This window comes from Nakamurella flavida, from assembly GCF_030811475.1.
In the GTDB taxonomy this organism is placed as follows: domain Bacteria; phylum Actinomycetota; class Actinomycetes; order Mycobacteriales; family Nakamurellaceae; genus Nakamurella; species Nakamurella flavida.
Map to the genome: position 1 here is coordinate 1018234 of NZ_JAUSQV010000001.1, position 16264 is coordinate 1034497.

Annotated in this window: 16 protein-coding genes; 5 read left to right on the forward strand and 11 right to left on the reverse strand. The window is 73.1% G+C overall.

Going from position 1 to position 16264, the window contains the following annotated elements:
* Window positions 1-5: 5 nt before the first annotated feature.
* The 3 genes from J2S58_RS04545 to J2S58_RS04555 all read right to left on the reverse strand — a co-directional run bounded on the left by J2S58_RS04545 (window position 6) and on the right by J2S58_RS04555 (window position 2234).
* Window positions 6-611: an ANTAR domain-containing protein gene (locus tag J2S58_RS04545; RefSeq protein ID WP_205257464.1), complete on the reverse strand. Its 606-nt coding sequence runs from the start codon at window positions 609-611 to the stop codon at window positions 6-8.
* 89 nt (window positions 612-700) lie between these two features.
* A complete protein-coding gene (locus J2S58_RS04550) occupies window positions 701-1258 on the reverse strand; it encodes a hypothetical protein (protein ID WP_205257465.1) in 558 nt (185 codons plus the stop codon).
* Window positions 1259-1448: 190 nt separating this feature from the next.
* Entirely contained in the window at window positions 1449-2234 is a 786-nt protein-coding gene (locus J2S58_RS04555; protein WP_205257466.1) for a dienelactone hydrolase family protein, read from the reverse strand.
* 224 nt (window positions 2235-2458) lie between these two features.
* Between J2S58_RS04555 and J2S58_RS04560 the strand changes: the two genes are divergently transcribed.
* The 5 genes from J2S58_RS04560 (at window position 2459) to J2S58_RS04580 (ending at window position 7915) form a co-directional block, all read left to right on the forward strand.
* Window positions 2459-3334: a phosphatase PAP2 family protein gene (locus tag J2S58_RS04560; protein WP_205257467.1), complete on the forward strand. Its 876-nt coding sequence runs from the start codon at window positions 2459-2461 to the stop codon at window positions 3332-3334.
* A complete protein-coding gene (locus tag J2S58_RS04565; RefSeq protein WP_205257468.1) occupies window positions 3331-4620 on the forward strand; it encodes a sensor histidine kinase in 1290 nt (429 codons plus the stop codon). The genes J2S58_RS04560 and J2S58_RS04565 overlap by 4 nt, the downstream gene beginning before the upstream one ends.
* Complete coding sequence (locus tag J2S58_RS04570; protein ID WP_205257469.1) at window positions 4617-5279, forward strand: response regulator; 663 nt, start codon at window positions 4617-4619, stop codon at window positions 5277-5279. The genes J2S58_RS04565 and J2S58_RS04570 overlap by 4 nt, the downstream gene beginning before the upstream one ends.
* Before the next feature lie 50 nt (window positions 5280-5329).
* Complete coding sequence (locus tag J2S58_RS04575) at window positions 5330-5998, forward strand: DedA family protein (RefSeq protein ID WP_205257470.1); 669 nt, start codon at window positions 5330-5332, stop codon at window positions 5996-5998.
* A 90-nt stretch (window positions 5999-6088) separates the two neighbouring features.
* Entirely contained in the window at window positions 6089-7915 is a 1827-nt protein-coding gene (locus J2S58_RS04580; protein WP_205257471.1) for a glycoside hydrolase family 15 protein, read from the forward strand.
* A 37-nt stretch (window positions 7916-7952) separates the two neighbouring features.
* Here J2S58_RS04580 and J2S58_RS04585 read toward each other — a convergent pair whose 3' ends face one another.
* From J2S58_RS04585 to J2S58_RS04620, 8 genes are all read right to left on the reverse strand, one after another.
* Window positions 7953-8723 carry an SDR family NAD(P)-dependent oxidoreductase gene (locus J2S58_RS04585; RefSeq protein WP_344470275.1) on the reverse strand — a complete coding sequence of 257 codons (771 nt, stop codon included), beginning with the start codon at window positions 8721-8723 and terminating at the stop codon, window positions 7953-7955.
* A gap of 17 nt (window positions 8724-8740) precedes the next feature.
* Entirely contained in the window at window positions 8741-9523 is a 783-nt protein-coding gene (locus J2S58_RS04590; RefSeq protein WP_205257473.1) for an SDR family NAD(P)-dependent oxidoreductase, read from the reverse strand.
* Entirely contained in the window at window positions 9520-10539 is a 1020-nt protein-coding gene (locus J2S58_RS04595) for a nucleoside hydrolase (RefSeq protein ID WP_205257474.1), read from the reverse strand. Before J2S58_RS04595 ends, J2S58_RS04590 begins: the two co-directional genes overlap by 4 nt.
* 1 nt (window position 10540) lies before the next feature.
* Window positions 10541-11485 (reverse strand): ABC transporter permease, encoded by a 945-nt coding sequence (locus J2S58_RS04600; RefSeq protein ID WP_205257475.1) that lies wholly within the window; start codon window positions 11483-11485, stop codon window positions 10541-10543.
* A gap of 1 nt (window position 11486) precedes the next feature.
* A complete protein-coding gene (locus tag J2S58_RS04605; RefSeq protein ID WP_205257476.1) occupies window positions 11487-12566 on the reverse strand; it encodes an ABC transporter permease in 1080 nt (359 codons plus the stop codon).
* On the reverse strand, window positions 12563-14104 hold the full coding sequence (locus J2S58_RS04610; RefSeq protein ID WP_205257477.1) for an ABC transporter ATP-binding protein: 1542 nt from the start codon (window positions 14102-14104) through the stop codon (window positions 12563-12565). Before J2S58_RS04610 ends, J2S58_RS04605 begins: the two co-directional genes overlap by 4 nt.
* A gap of 88 nt (window positions 14105-14192) precedes the next feature.
* Window positions 14193-15308 (reverse strand): BMP family lipoprotein, encoded by a 1116-nt coding sequence (locus tag J2S58_RS04615; RefSeq protein WP_205257478.1) that lies wholly within the window; start codon window positions 15306-15308, stop codon window positions 14193-14195.
* Window positions 15309-15352: 44 nt separating this feature from the next.
* Window positions 15353-16183, reverse strand: coding sequence for an alpha/beta fold hydrolase (locus J2S58_RS04620; RefSeq protein ID WP_205257479.1), 831 nt, complete (start codon window positions 16181-16183; stop codon window positions 15353-15355).
* Window positions 16184-16264: the final 81 nt, after the last annotated feature.

Genomic DNA, 16264 nt, shown 5'->3' on the forward strand with positions numbered 1-16264 from the left:
GGAGGTCACTCCCGACCGACCACCTCCGCCGCGCACACCTGCAGATCGTGCCCGTGGGCCGTCGACCGGGTGCGGAGTGCGTCGAACGCCTGCTGCGAATCCAGCCCGTGACGGGCCATGAGGATGCCCTTGGCCCGCCCGATCACGTCCGCCCGGTCCAGGGCGGCGGCCAGTTCCTCGTACCGCAGGGCATGGCGCAGGGCGACCGCGGCGTGGGCGGCGAGGATCTCACCGACCCGCCGGTCGTGCTCGTGGCCCGACGGCGGATGGCGGCACCACAGGGTCAACGACCCGACCTCCCGACCCCCGGAGGTCAGGGCGAGATCCAGACGGCAGCGGCCCGTCCCCGACGGACAGCTCCCGCCGTCCGGCACGGGACCGGGCAGCCCCTGGGCCGGTAGCGACCGACCGTGCGGGGCGTGCACGGTCCGACCGTCGGCGGCCAGGACGACCTGGGCGCACGATGCCCCGGGCACCATCTCCACCGCGAGCCGCAGCACGGTGTGCAGGGTCGATGTGGTGCCGGCACCGGCGTCGAGGGAACCGGCCACGACACCGAACGCACGGGCCAGGACCGTGCCGGCCCCCGACGGCTCGCCCGCCGCGATCACGTCCCGTCCCGACTCGACGCACGCCCGGCCGGCGGGTGCGCCCCGGCTCGGCCCGAGTGGCGGGCCGGCGTGGGCCTCGATCCCCACCGTCACGGCCGCGGCCACGGCCGGCCCGCCCGGGTCTCCTGCTCGTTCCGCGCGGCCGTCTCGCGGTCGAGCCAGGCGTCGAGCGCGGCACGCCGCCCCGGCGCGAGATCGATCTCGTCGCTGGTCACCACCCGGTAGCCCGGACGGAGACCCGGGTCCCGGCGGCCGACATCGGGCACCAGGCACTCGAGCCGGCCACGGCCGTCCAGCTCCAGCCCGTCGGTCGGGTCGGTGTCCCGGTGGCCGGGTGCGACGACCTCCCAGCACAGGGCGGGATCGTCGAGGACGTCGGCCACCGCGCGGCCGAGTTCCCGCAGGGCGGACTCGCGGAGCCGGGCGGCGAGCCGGTCGCGGAGGGCCTCGACGGCGGCCGCGCACGCGGCCGCGATGACACCGGCCGAGGCCCCGACCTCGCGGCGGCCCGATCGACCCACCCCGGTCGGGTCACCCGGCTCGGGGTCCGTCGACCGGTGCGGACCCGTCCGACGGACGGTGGGTCGCGCGGCGCAGGACCGGATGCGGTCGGGGAGGAAGGGGTGGGAGGCGGGATCGGTGTGCATGGGAGCCCCGTCGGCGGGGTGGAACCTGAATGCGTGCCCGGCACGACGATGCGGCGGCTACGCGGCGACATCGACCCCGGGTCGGCTGGCGGATCAGCGACGTCAGGCTACCCGGCCCGGCCCCCGAACGGGCGATGGTGTGACGGGGACCGGGCGGCGCCGATCCCGAGCGCGTGGCGGGCCGGGAGGGTCAGGCCGACACCTCGGCCAGGAAGTCCTCCATCGCCCGCCAGGAGCGGCGGTTCGCCCTCTCCTGGAAGGCCGCGCCCATCCCGGGGGCATCGGTGTCCGGCACGGCGAACGCGTGCATCGCCCCGCTGTAGGTGACGACCTGCCAGTCCTCGACCCCGGCGTGGCGCATCTCGTCCTGGAACGTGGCCACGGCCGTGTCGGGCACCACCGGATCGGCGGCCCCGGTGAGCACGAGCACGGATGCGGTGATGCTGCCGGGGACGGCCGGGGCGCCCGTGCCGAGGTTGCCGTGGAAGGCCACCACCCCGCGGACATCGGCACCGGCGCGGGCCACCTCGAGGGCGGCCGACCCGCCGAAGCAGTACCCCATGACCACGACGCGGTCCGGGTCGACCCGGGGGTCGGCACGCAGCGCGTCGAGGTTGGCCAGCACCCGGGCCCGGAACAGCTCCACGTCCCCGTAGTACCGCCCGGCGAGACCGGCCGCTTCCTCGTTGCTCGCGGGCCGGACATCGGCGCCGTACAGGTCGCCGGCGAGCGCGACGTACCCCAGTCGGGCGAGCATCCGGGCCCGCACCTTGACGTGGTCGACGACGCCGAACCAGTCGTGCAGGACGAGCACGGCGGGGAGCGTCCCACCGGACCCGGCCGGCGCGGCGAGGAAACCCTCCAGCTCGGTGTCCCCCTCGGCGTACCGCACGGTGTCGGTGGTGATCGGGCCCGACTCCGGCACCGAGTCCAGGAGTTGTTGCAGGGCGGGGCTGAGATCGGCGTCGTGCGTCATCCCCAGGACGCTACGCGCGGGCCACCCCGCCGCGCCCGGGCACGACCGTGGCCCGCCTGTCATCCTCGAGAAGGACCCGGGGTCGACCTCCGGTGCCACTGCCTGCCCATCGGACGAGCCCGTGGGTGGACGCGCGCGACCCGGTCGGCCTCCTAGCGTCGACCCTGTCCGCCGGAGTGCCTGATCGCACCCCCGTCCAGCCGAGTCCGAACCCCGAGGTCAGCATGTCGCGCGTCCCCGCCCTGCTCCCGGCCGTGCTGGCCCAGGACGCCCCGGCCACCCCGGCCGACGCGGCGATCGGCGTCACCTGGATGCCCTACCTGCTGGTCGGCGTGGCTCTTCTCGTGGTGGGTGCGGTGGCCCGGCTCCGGGCCCGGGGGGCCGATCGCGGTCTGCGCGAGTTCCTGGTGGTGCGCGGGTCGACCCTGCTGCTGATCGCGCTGCTCATCGGGTGGTTGGCCGATGCCGCCGCCGAGGGTGACGGGTTGACCGCGGTCGACCGGCCCGTCTGGTCCTGGTTCGTCACCCACCGCACCGGCCTGACGACCGTCCTGGCGAAGGTGGCGACAGAGGTGGGCAGCACCGGGGTGATGGCCGTCCTGGCCGCACTGGCCGCGGTGTGGCTGTGGTTGCGGGCGGGGCGCCGCGGGGATGCCGTTCTGGTCGCCGTGGTCACCGCCGGAGCGGGCCTGCTGGTGACCGTGTCCAAGCCGATCGTCGGTCGGGTCCGGCCACCGGAGGGCTTCCGCCTGGTGACCGAGACCAATCAGTCGTTCCCGTCCGGGCATGCGCTGGCGTCGGTCGCCGTGCTCGGGGTCCTCGCCATCGTGTTCCTCCCCCGGCTCTCCTCCGCCGGGCGACGTGCTGCCGGGTGGGCCCTGGTCGCGGCGGCGGTGCTGGCCATTGGCGCCAGCCGGCTGTACCTGGGTGTCCACTGGCCGACCGACGTCGCCGGTGGCTGGCTGACCGGTGCCGGTTGGCTGCTGGCCTGCCTCACCGTGCGCACTCTCGGGCGGCGTCACCCCGTCCTGCTCCGGGGTGGTTCGGCCACCCTGCTCGACCACCGGCCAGGTCGGATGTGGACGGGTGCTCCCGGATGACCGCTCCGACGAGCCTGCGTCACACGCTCCCGTCCGCCCGCTCCTGGCAGGCTCGCCTCATGCCGGGGACCGGAGGTCGCGATGCCGCAGCGGTCGGGCGGCCGCGATGGTGGCGCTCCCGGGTCCAGGACGGCGCCGGCCTGGCCGCGGCACTGGTCGGCCGGGCCAACCGGTATCCGCTGGCCGCGGATGCGGCCCTGGCCCTGCTGCTCGCCCTGGGCACCCTGCCGGACGCCGTCGGACGCAACGGCGGCGGGACGGCCCTGGCGCTGCACGTCGCCCTGTGGCTGCCCGTGGTGTTCCGCCGGCGGGCGCCCCTGGTGGTGTTCGGGATCCTGGCCGCGATCGCGTTCGTGCAGTGGCTCACCGGGATCGAGCTCGCCGCCGACCTCGCCCTGCTGATCGCGCTCTACACCGTGGCGGCGCACCGTCGTCGGGGCCGGGCCCTGCTGGCCGCGTCCGTTCTCGAGATCGGGGTCGTCCTGGCCACCCTCACCTGGGGTCACGAGGACGGCCCGGTCCGCACCTTCGTGCAGCTGTCCGGCGTCGTGGTCGCCGCGCTGCTCCTGGGCACGACGGTGCAGAGCCGGCAGCGGGGTTACGCCGTGCTGCAGGAGCGCGCGGAACGGTTGGAGCGGGAGCGCGATCAGCAGGCCGCCATCGCCGCGGCGGGCGAACGCGCGCGGATCGCGCGCGAGATGCACGACATCGTGGCCCACAGCCTGTCGGTGATGATCACGCTGGCCGACGGCGCCCGGATGACCGACCGCGCCGAGGATGCCCGGGCCGCCATGGCGCAGGTGTCGCGCACCGGCCGGGACGCCCTCGCCGACACCCGGCGGGTGCTCGGGGTCCTGCGCGACGACGAGTCCGCGGCCACCCGGCAACCGGCGCCGACCATCGCCACGCTCGACACCCTGCTCGACACGGTCCGGTCCACCGGTCTGACGGTCGACATGACCGTGCACGGCAGACGTTTCGACGTCACCCCGACCGCCCAGACCGCCCTGTACCGGATCGTGCAGGAGGCGCTGACCAACACCGTCAAACACGCCGGGGCGAGCCGCGCGGAGGTGGGTCTGGAGTACGACGACCCGGCGCTCCGGGTCCGGATCACCGACGACGGACCGGACACCGGCCACCGGGGCCGGGGCACCGGCCACGGCATCCTGGGGATCGGCGAGCGGGCCGCCCTGTTCGGCGGCTCGGCCCAGGCCGGCCCTGGCCCGGGCGGCGGCTGGCAGGTCACGGCGACCCTCGCCCGCACGCACGGACCCGCGGCGTGACGACGGTCGTGCTGGCCGACGACCAGCCGCTGATCCGGATGGGCTTCCGCCTGGTCCTCGGGTCGACGCCCGACATCACCGTCATCGGGGAGGCCGACAACGGCGGTCAGGCCGTGGAGCTGGCCGTCCGCCTCGATCCGGACGTCGTGCTGATGGATGTGCGGATGCCCGGTACGGACGGCATCGAGGCCACCCGGCAGGTCGTGGAGCGAGCACCGAGGTCCCGGGTGCTCATCCTCACCACGTTCGACCTGGACGAGTACGCCTTCGCCGGGCTGCACGCAGGGGCCAGCGGGTTCCTCCTCAAGGACGTCGAACCCGCGGAACTGATCTCCGCCATCCGTACCGTCGCCCGGGGTGATGCGGTCATCGCACCCCGGGTCACCCGCCGTCTGCTGGACACCTTCGCCTCCAGCCTTCCCGGGGCCCCCGGTCCCGGTGCCCCGCTGCTGGATCGGCTGACCCCGCGGGAACGGGAGGTGCTGGTCCAGGTGGCGACCGGCCGGTCCAACTCGGAGATCGCCGAACAGCTGTTCCTGTCCGAGACCACGGTCAAGACCCATCTCGGGCGCGTGCTGACCAAGCTCGAACTCCGCGACCGTGTCCAGGTCGTGGTGTTCGCCTTCCAGAACGGGCTCGCACCCACCGCCGGATCCTGAGCCCCGTCGCGTCCGTCCCGCCCCCGCACTCATGCCCCGAGAGGCCCACCATGACCAGCGCCGCCCTGCTCCCCGGCTGGCTCGACCCGGCCACCATGATCGACGGATTCGGTTCCTGGGCCACCCTGGGTGTCGCGCTGATCATCTTCGCCGAGTGCGGGTTGCTCCTCGGCTTCTTCCTGCCCGGCGACACCCTGCTCTTCCTCGCCGGGCTGCTCGCGGCCTCGGCCCGCACCGGCGGCCAGGGGCTGCACGTTCCGGTGGCCGTGCTCATCGCCGTCCTGGCCGTCGCGGCGTTCGTCGGCAACGTGGTCGGGTACGCGATCGGTCGGAAGGTCGGACCGGCGGTGTTCACCGACCGGTCGCGCTTCCTCAAGCGGGAGTACGTCGAGCGGGCCGAGGCGTTCTTCGCGCGCTACGGACGGATCGCCGTGGTGCTGGCCAGGTTCGTGCCCGTCGTCCGCACCCTGGCCACCGTCATGGCCGGCGTCTCGCGGATGAACCTGCGGGTCTACACCCTGTACTCCGCCATCGGTGGCGTCCTCTGGGTCACCGCCGTCACCCTGGCCGGGTACTTCCTCGGGCGGATTCCCTTCGTCCGCGACCACATCGATCTGATCTCCGTCGCTGCCGTGCTGGTGGTCGTCGTCGGCCTGGCCGTCCCCGCCGTGTCCCACCTGCGCCGTCGACGCGGGCGATCGCCCGGCTCCGTGGCCTGAGCCCCGCCCGACCGTGCCGCTGTGATGCGACGCCACCTCGGTGGATCCGGTTCACCGCAGGTCCCCGGTCCGCTGTGGCAGGGTCGGATCATGATCACCCTGCCCCCCGCGAGCGAGACCGTCGACGGCTATCCCCGTATCGAGGACCACGCCCTGATCGGCGACGGCGTCACGGCCGCACTGGTCGGGACGGACGGCGCCATCCGTTGGCTCTGCCTCCCCCGCTTCGACGGACCGGCCCTGTTCGCCTCGTTGCTGGACCGGACCCGCGGTGGGGAGTGGACCCTGCGGCCGGCCGACGACGCGGCCATCCGCTCGCTGCACCAGGAGTACCTGACCGACACCGCGGTGACCCGCACGGTCCTCACCACCGACACCGGCACCGTGGAGATCCTGGACGCCCTCACCGTCGACTCCGCGTTCGTCGAGCACGCGTCCTCGGCCGTGGGCGAGCTGGTCCGCCTGGCCACGGTCACCGACGGCGCCGTCGAGCTGCGCACGACCCTGAGCGGACGGGGCGGCGTGCAGGCCGACGGCGACGACCGGGCGGTCAGCGTCACCGGGGCGGGGTCCACCGTGCGGCTCACCGTGACCCGCGAGGTCCCCGGCCTGGCCGACCTGGACGGACGGGTCACCCTGACCGCCGGCGAGTCGGTGGCCCTGGTGCTGCGCTGGGCCGACGGGCCGACCGACGTGCACTCCCCCGACGACGCCCGGGCCGCGCTCGACCGCACCGCACAGGTATGGCGGGACTGGGCGGAATGCATCGACTTCACCGGCCGCCACGTCGATCTCGTCCGGCGCAGCGCCGTCACCCTCAAGCTCTGCGACTTCCCTCCCAACGGCGCCATCGTCGCCGCACCCACCGCCTCGCTGCCCGAAGCCATCGGTGGCGAGCGGAACTGGGACTACCGCTTCACCTGGGTGCGTGACGCCGCCTACACCGTCTACGCGCTCCGTCGCATCGGCCTCAGCGCCGAGGCCGACGGATTCCTGGAATGGGTGCTGGACAACTGCATGCGGCACCAGCGCCCCCACCTGCTCTACACCCTGGACGGTGAGCCGCTCGGGCCGGAGACGGAGGATCCCGATCTGGAGGGCTACCGGGGGTCGCCGCCCGTGCGGTGGGGCAACGGCGCCGCGGATCAGATCCAGCACGACGTCTACGGCGAGATCCTCGACTGCGCCTGGCAGTTCGTCCGCGCCGGGGGTGAGCTCGACGACGTCCGGTGGGAGGCCCTGCTGGCGCTGGGCCGGCTCGCCGAGGAGAACTGGCGCACGCCGGACCACGGCATCTGGGAGATCCGGGACACCGGCCGGCCGTTCACCTACTCGGTCGCCATGTGCCAGGTGGCCGCCGACCGGCTGTCCCGGATCGCCGAGACGACCGGTCGGACCGATCACGTCGCGCACTGGCGGGAGCTGTCGGACACGATCCGGGCCGAGTTGCTGGAGCGTGCGTTCGACGAGGACAGCGGGATCTTCAACGAACACCTGGACGAGCCCGGCACGCTGGACTCCAGCCTGCTCGCACTGCCGCTGCGCCGCGTGGTCGCCAAGGACGACCCCCGGATGGCGGCCACCACCCGGGCGGTGGCCGAGCGACTCGCGGCCGGCACCGACACCGGTCTGCTCTACCGGTATCTGCACACCGAGTCGCCGGACGGGCTGGAAGGCGAGGAGGGTTCGTTCCTGCTGTGCTCGTTCTGGTGGGTGGACAACCTCGTGGGTTCCGGCGAGTTCGACCGCGCCCAGGCCCTGTTCGACAGCCTGTGCGCCCGGGTGAACCACGTCGGGCTGCTGCCCGAGCAGATCGACCCGCACACCGACGAGTTCCTCGGTAACTTCCCGCAGGCGTTCAGCCACATCGGGCTGATCAGCAGCGCGGTGAACCTGGAACGCAACCGGCCCCGGTGAGACCCACCGCCCAGCCGAGTGTCCGCGGCCGGGCGGGTCAGCGCACCAGGGTGCGCCCGCCGTCGACCACCAGCACCTGGCCGGTGACGAAGGACGCCTCGTCACTGGCCAGGTAGTGGAATGCCGCGGCGATGTCGGCGGGTTCCCCGACTCGGCGCACCGGCTGCTGCCCCGCGGTCCGGTCGATCCCGGCCGCGCCGAGCGAGTTGACCGCGTCCAGGGTCTGGGGGGTGCGGATGATCCCGGGCGCCACCGCGTTCACGGTGATCCCGTCCGGTCCCAGTTCGGCGGCCAGACTGCGGACCAGCCCACTGACCCCGGCCTTGGCCGCCGCGTAGTGCGCGTGGTCCACCCAGGCCTCGTGGTTGCCGACCGTGGACGTGGTGGCCAGCAACCGTCCGCCACCCTGCGCCCGCATCGGGGTGAGGGCCGAGCGGAACAGCCGCCAGACCCCGGCCAGGTCGATGTCCAGGGTCTGGGTGAACTGCGCCTCGGTCATCTGCAGCAGCGGCGCGGTGCGGGCGATGGCGGCGTTGGCCACGGCCACGTCGACGCGGCCGAAGGCCCGCGCCGCCGTGTCGACGAGTTCCTGCACCGACGCGGGGTCCTGGACGTCGACGGGCACGACGCGCAGCGCGTCCCGGTCCGCCCCCCGGGCCACCGCCTCGTCGAGCACGGCGGAGACGTCGTGGCCGTCCGGCGGATGGTGGCCGACGACGACGGCCGCACCGGCCGCGGCCAGGCGCACTGCGGTCGCCGCCCCGATGCCGGACGCGGCTCCGGTGATCACCGCGACCCGTCCGGCCAGGTCGAACGTTCCCGGGCTCATGACGCCGTCCAGCCGCCGTCGACGCTGAGCACCGCGCCGGAGACGAACGTGCAGTCGTCGCCGGCGAGGAACAGCACGGACCCGACGACGTCGGTCACCGCACCCAGTCGCGGAAAGGGTGTGCGCCGCAACGAATACGCGGTGGCGGTGTCCACGGTCCCGTCCCGCAGGTAGTCGGCCTCCCCCGGGTGGTCGCCGGTGATGATCCGCCCCGGGGCCACCGCGTTGGCGACGATGCCGGCACCCGCGTAGTCCACGGCGATCGACCGGGTCAGGGCGATGACCCCGGCCTTGGCCACGGTGTAGCCGAGGGCGGCCGGCGGGGCGGTGATGCCCAGCTGGGAGGTGGTGTTCACGATGCGCCCCCGCACGCCGGCGACCGCTTCCTGGCCGACCATCGCCCCGACGAAGGCGCGACTCATGAGGAACTGCGTCCGCAGGTTGACATCCAGGTACCAGTCCCATTCGGTGTCGGTGGTGTCCAGCAGGGTGGAGCCGCCGAAGTGCCCGGCGTTGTTGACCAGGACGTCCACCCGACCGGTCACCGCGGTCGCCGCCGACAGCACCGACGCGACCGCGACGGGATCGGTCAGATCGGCCAGCACGGGGCGGACCCGGTCGGCGTGGTCACGCACGGCCGGGGCGTCCAGCAGGGCCTCGTCCCGATCGGTGGCCACCACATGCGCTCCCTCCTGGGCGAAACGGCCGACCAGGGCGCGTCCGATGCCCCCGGCCGCGCCGGAGACCACCACCACCCGGTCGGTGAACCTCCCTGTCACGACCGCGTCGCCGGGTGCAGCAGGCGGTCGACCAGCAGATCCGGGAAGCGGCCGTCGGTCTCCAGCACGACCGTGCAGTTGCCGGGCGCCAGATCGGTGAACCCTCGATAGCGGGCCCGGGTGTCGCAGATGGTCGCGCCGCGGCCGGGGCCGTCCGTGGTGTCGACGACGACGTCGATGGTCGGCGCGGAGAGCGGGACGACGTCACCGGTCAACACCCCGGCGGCCAGGGCGTCGTGACAGGGCGAGCTGCGCTTCCCGAAGGACTCCCGACCGTAGGCGCCCATGTAGAAGTCCGCGGCCGCGGCGACGAACGCCGCCGCCGGCGACCCGGCGGCCAGGGTGAGCCGGTGCTCGTCCGTCAGCACTTCGCGCATGGTGACGTCCAGCGGCACCAGGGTCGTCGGCCACGCCGCGGTGAGCACCTGCTGGGCCGCCTCCGGGTCGTGGATGACGTTGGCCTCCGCAGCCGGTGACTGGTTCCCGGGGGCATCCGCGGCGCCGCCCATGGCCACCACGTCCACCACCCGGGCGGTGATGTCCCGGATCTCGTCCAGGGCGTGGGCCAGATTGGTCAGCGGCGCCAGGGCCAGGATGCGCAGGCGGCCGGCGTACTCGGCCGACAGTCGGTCGATGAGCTGCACGGCGGTGGCGTCGACGGGCCGACCGTGGATGTCCGCCGGGAGCCCGGTGTCCCCCAGCCCGTCCTCGCCGTGCACGTGGGTGGCCAGGTAGGTCACCTCGCCGACCAGCGGCTGCTCGGCGCCCACTGCGACCGGGATGTCGTGCCGCCCGGCCAGTTCCAGCACGCGCAGGGTGTTCTGGGCGCAGCGCGCGGCGGTGTTGTTGCCGAAGACGGTGGTCACCCCGACCACCTCGACGTCCGGGTGCGCCAGCAGGTACAGCAGCGCCATCGCGTCGTCGATCCCGGTGTCGCAGTCGACCAGCACCGGGGTGCGATCGGGTCCGGACGCGGCGGCGGTCGAGCTGGTCTGGGGGGCGGGGGGAACGGACATGTCAGCCCTTCGGGATGATCGCGGGGACGTACTGGGTGATCGAGACGTCGTAGCGCCGACGTCGGCTCTCCCGGACGGCCTGGACGGCGAGCGCGACCACGGTGGCCACGTACGGGAGAGCATGGACGATCTGCTGCAGACCCAGATCGGTGCCCTGCAGCCGGACGGCCACCGAGGTGGCCGCGGCGAACAGCAGGGACGCGCCGATCGTGCCCCACGGGGTGGCCCGCCCGAAGACGACCGCGGCGAAGGCGATGAACCCCAGACCACCGGTGAGCTGCGAGTTGAAGGAGGCGACCGAGCTGATCGACAGGTAGGCCCCGCCGATGCCGGCCAGCGCACCGCTGATGAGCAGCGCCGCCACCCGGATCTGCACGGGCTTGACACCCACGGCCAGGGCCGCCTCGTCGGACTCCCCGACCGCCTTGACGTGCAGGCCGAACCGGGTGCGCTGCAGCACGATCGAAGCTGCCACCGTGACCAGGACGGTGACCCAGACCAGGGCGCTCTGGTTCTGCAGGGCGGGCCCGATGACCGGGATGTCGGCCAGGAACCCCAGCGAGGGCCGCGGGATGAGGGTGGTGCCGGTCGGGGCGTACGTGCCGGTGGACCCCAACACGCCCTGCACGACGAGCAGGCTGGCCCCGACGGCCAACAGGTTGGCCGCGATACCGGCGATGATGAGGTCGCAGCCGAGCCCGTAGACCGCCGCGGACAGCACCCCCGCCCACAACGCACCGGCCACCATGCCGGCGACCACGCCCACCCACGGGTTGCCGACCGCGGTGCCCACGGCCAGGGCCGCGAGGGCGGCGACCAGCATGCAGCCGTCCAACGCGATGTTGGACGCGCGGGCCCGTTCGGCGAACATGCCGCCCATGGCCGTGGCCAGGATCGGCACCAGACTGGTCAGCAGGATGGCCAGGAATCCGGAGACACCGCTCATGTCAGGACCTCCCACCGATCCGCTGGCTGGTGACGAGCAGGACCAGGACGCCCTGCAGCACGAAGACCAGGGCGAACGGCACGTTCGAGGCCGACTGCATGGAGGTCGCTCCCGTCATGAGCATCGCGTAGAGGAAGGCGGCCAGGACGACCCCGCCGGGCCGGAGCCGCCCGATCAGGGCCACCGTGATACCCAGGAAGCCGTACTGCGGCGAGAAGCCCGAGACGTAGGCGTGGGTGATGCCGAGGACGGCGACCCCGCCGCCCAGACCGGCGAGCGCGCCGCTGCTCAGCAGTGAGGTGAGCAGGTAGCGGGTGGACCGGATGCCCAGGTACTCCGCGAAAGCCGGCTGCACGCCGGCGATCTCCATCCGCCGTCCCGTGCGGGTGCGGTCGAACACCAGCCAGGCACCCGCCGCGACGAGCAGGGCCAGGATGACGCCGACGTTGGCCGGTGAGGGCACGAGCAGGCGGGTCAACCAGAGGTCGGTGGGCAGCGGCGGCGTCTCCACCGCCCCCGAGGTCTTGTCCCGGAAGAACCGGTTGACCAGGAACAGCGCGAGATCCGCGGCGATGTAGTTGAACATCAGCGTGGTCAGGATCTCGTTGGTGCCGAAGCGGATCCGCAGCCAGGCGGGCAGGGCCACCCACGCGGCACCGGCGAGGGCGGCGCAGACGAGCGCGACGAGCTGGGCGAGGATCCCCGGGCCGGGGACCGCCACCACCACCACGGCGGCGACCAGGCCACCGAGGACCAGCTGCCCCTCGGTGCCGATGTTGAAGGCGCCGGCCCGGAACGACACGGTCGCGGCGAGCGCCGTGAAGATCAGCACCGTGCCGATGGCGATCATGTTGCCGAAGGCGTACCGGGTCTTGAACGTCCCGGTCAGGAACGAGGAGAACGCGGTCGCCGGGTCGTCGGCCACCAGCAGGATGACCCCGAAGCAGACGACCAGGCCGAGGACGACGGCCAGCACCGACTGGCGCAGGCCCAGCGGCACCACGCGGCGGGCCCCGGCCCGCAGCCAGCCGACCCGAGGGGAGCTCTCGGTGGGGTCGGGGGCGGGGATCTGCGTCGTCACGAGGAGCTTCCTTCCAGCATGGCCCGGCCGACCTCGGCCTCGGTGGGCCGACGGTCGACGAACTCGGCGACGATCCGGCCCCGGGACATCACCAGGACCCGGTCGGCGATGGCGACGACCTCCTCGATCTCGCTGGAGACCAGCAGCACGGCGCCACCGGAGTCGCGGCGGGCCACCAGTTCCCGGCGGACGAAGGCGGCCGCGGCGATGTCCAGTCCGCGGGTCGGCTCGGCGCACACCACCAGGTCCGGGTCGCGCGAGAACTCCCGGGCCAGCACCGTCTTCTGGGCGTTGCCGCCGGACAGCCGACGCATCAACTGGCGCGGGGACGCGGCCCGGACGTCGAAGGCGGTCATCAGCCCGGCGGCGAGCCGGCGGATGCGGGGCGCCGACAGCAGCCGGCCGCCGACCTCCGGTGATCCCAGGTGGCCGGCGGTGATGTTGGCCTCCACGGACAGGTTGCCGGCCATGCCCCGCCCGATGCGGTCCTCCGGGACGTGCGCCATCCCGGCCGCCCGCGCCGCCGACGGCCCGGCCCCGGTCACGTCGACCGGACCGACCAGGACGCGACCCGCGGCCGGGGTGCGCAGCCCGGTGATGGCCTCCACCAGCTCGGTCTGCCCGTTGCCGGCGATGCCCAGCACGCCCACGATCTCGCCCGCCCGCACGGTCAGGTCGACGCCGTCGACCACCGTCTTGCCGCGGCCGCTGACCAGCTCGATGCCCTCCACCCGCAGTCGGACGTCGCCGGGTGTTCCGAACGGCACCTCGCTGTCCGCCGGAGGGGCGTCGCCGGTGATCAGGCCGGCCAGCTCGGCGTTCGTCACGGCGTGGATCGGCTCGTGGGCGACCCGGCGACCCCGGCGCAGCACCGTCACGGTGTCGGCCACCTCGCGCACCTCGCGGAGGTGGTGGCTGATCAGCACCACGGCCAGTCCGTCGGCCGCGAAGCCCCGGACGACCTGGAAGAAGCGCTCCGTCTCGGCCGGGGTCAGGACGGCGGTCGGTTCGTCCAGCACGAGGACGGACACGTCCTTGGCCAGGGCCCGGAGGATCTCCACCCGCTGCTGGGCGCCCACCGACAGGCTGCGCACCAGGTCGTCGGGACGGACGTCCAGGCCGTAGCGTTCGGCCAGTTCGCCGACAACCCGGTGGCTGTGCCGACGGTCCAGGAACGGACCGTGGTGCGGTTCGGATCCCAGGAAGACGTTGTCGGCGACGGAGAGCGAGGGCACCAGCTTGAAGTGCTGGTGGACCATGCCGATGCCCAGGGCCAGGGCCCGCCGGGGAGAGGTAACGTGCACGGTCTCCCCCCGGATCAGGATGTCCCCCTGGTCCGGGCGGGTCAGCCCGAAGAGGCAGTTCATCAGGGTGGACTTGCCCGCCCCGTTCTCCCCGAGCAGCGCGTGGATCTCCCCGGCCCGGACCTCCAGGTCCACGTCGTCCACGGCGACCAGCGAGCCGAAGGTCTTCCGGATCCCCCGCATGACGAGCAGGGGTGGGTCACCCTGGCGGGCGACGGGGCGGGCAGTGGTCACGACGGTCCTCGGCGGTGGTGTCGGTGGTGATCGACGGTGGCGCCCCGGACGGGACGCCACCGTGCGCGGGGTCGGAGAACGCGGGGGATCAGAGAGCGGTGTCGACGGTGATGGTGCCGTCGACCACCTTCTGGCTCAGCGCCTCGACCTGGGCCTGGATGTCGGCCGGCACCAGGGCGTCGTTGAACGCGATACCCACGCCGTCGTTGGCGATGTTGCCGACGATCGTCGTGCCCATCTCCAGGGTCCCGGCCTGGAAGGCCTGGATGCCGGAGTAGACGGTGTTGCCCACGGCCTTGATCGCGCTGGCCGGGGTGGACTCCGGGTGCAGCTGGTTCTGGTCGGAGTCGGTACCCAGCGCGTAGCGGCCGTTGTCCGCACCCGCCTGCAGCACACCGAGCCCGGCGGCCCCGGCCACCTGGTAGACCACGTCGGACCCGTCGCCGTACATCGCCTTGGTCAGATCGTAGGCACCCTGGGCACTCTCGAAGTCGCCGACGAAGCGCAGATCCACCGTGATGGACGGGTCGATCGACTTGGCACCCTGCTCGTAGCCGACAGCGAAGTCCCGGATGACCGGGATGTCCATCCCGCCGACCAGGCCGATCTTCTTGCTGCCGGTGGCCCGGGGGAACGTGTCCGGGTTGGTGGTGATCAGCGCGGCCAGGACACCGACGAGGAACGCGCCCTCGTTCTGGGCGTAGGAGATGCCGGTGGTGTTCGGGCCCACGGACGGGCTGTCGAAGATCAGGTACTTCTGGTCGGGGAACTGCGCGGCGACCTTCTCCAGGGTGGAGGCCATGACGGTTCCACCGGTGACGATGAGCCCGCTCTCCCCGGTGGCGGACGCCTCGGTCAGATTGCGCTCCCAGGCCGGGGCGTCGTCGGCACCGGCTTCGATGACCTTGACCGACACCCCGAGATCGGCGGCGGCACGCTGCAGGCCGTCGTTGGCCGAGTCCATGAAGCTCTGATCACCGAGCTGGCCACTGAGCGGGGCGATGATGTTCAACGCCTCGGCCGGCACCGACGGAGCGGCCGACGCGGTCGCGGCGGAGCTCGCGGACGAACCGCCGGCGGCGGAGGTCGCGGCCGATGCGGCCGACGAGCTCGTCGCGGTGCCGGACGCGCCTCCGCAGGCACTGAGCAGCAGGGTCGTGGTGGCAGTCAGCGCGATGGCGGCGGACCAGGTGGATCTCGTCATGGGGATCTCCTCGGGGCGGGACGGGGCGGGTGGCGGGGCGGCGGTCAGGCCACGGGAGCGTGGCCGGCCAGGAAGTCGGTGATGAGCCGGGCGAGGACAGGCGCGTCCTCGATGTGCAGGTAGTGCCGGAGCCCGGGACGGATGACCAGGTCCGCGCCGGGGATGCGGGCGGCCAGGGCGCGGGACATCGCCGGGGTCGAGCCGGCATCGTCCTCGCCGGTGACCACCAGGGTGGGGACCGTGATGGCGTCCGCCCGGTCGAGAAGATCGGTGGTGGCCAGGATCTCGTAGGCCGACCCGTAGGAATGGTGGTCGACCCCGGCCACCACCGCACACTCCGCCGCGACCAGGTCGGGACGGTCATGGCGGAACGCCTCGGTGAACCACCGTTCGACGCTGGCCCGGGCCGATTCGGCCGGGTCCGTCGTCCGGATGACCTGCAGGCGGTCCAGCGCCCGGGTGCGCTGGGCCTCGTCGCGACCCCCGATGGAGTTCAGGAGCACCAGCGCCGTGGTGCGCTCGGGGTGATCGACCGCGACCGCCTGGGCCACCACGGCGCCGAGCGAGAAGCCGATGACGACCGCGGCCCCGACACCCAGTTCGTCCAGCAGACGGATGTGATCGTCCACCTGGTCCTGCAGGGAGTAGCTCTCCCCCACGGGTTCGGAGTCCCCGTGCCCGCGGTAGTCGGCCGCGATGTACCGGCGGTCGGCCGGCAGCAGCGGGAGCAGCGTCGCCCAGGTCGACGCCGAGCTCCCGACGCCGTGCAGCAGCACCACCGGCGGGTCACCGACCCGCCCCACGTCGACGTAGGCGAGGTGGGGCCGGGAGGTCGTCTGCGCCCGACGGAGGGGCACCTGAAGGTCTTCATGCATGGCAGACAGGACGGTAGGGACGGCCACCGATGCATGTCAAGACTCAGTCTGGTTTCTCGTGTTACAGCTCCGTGACGAGGA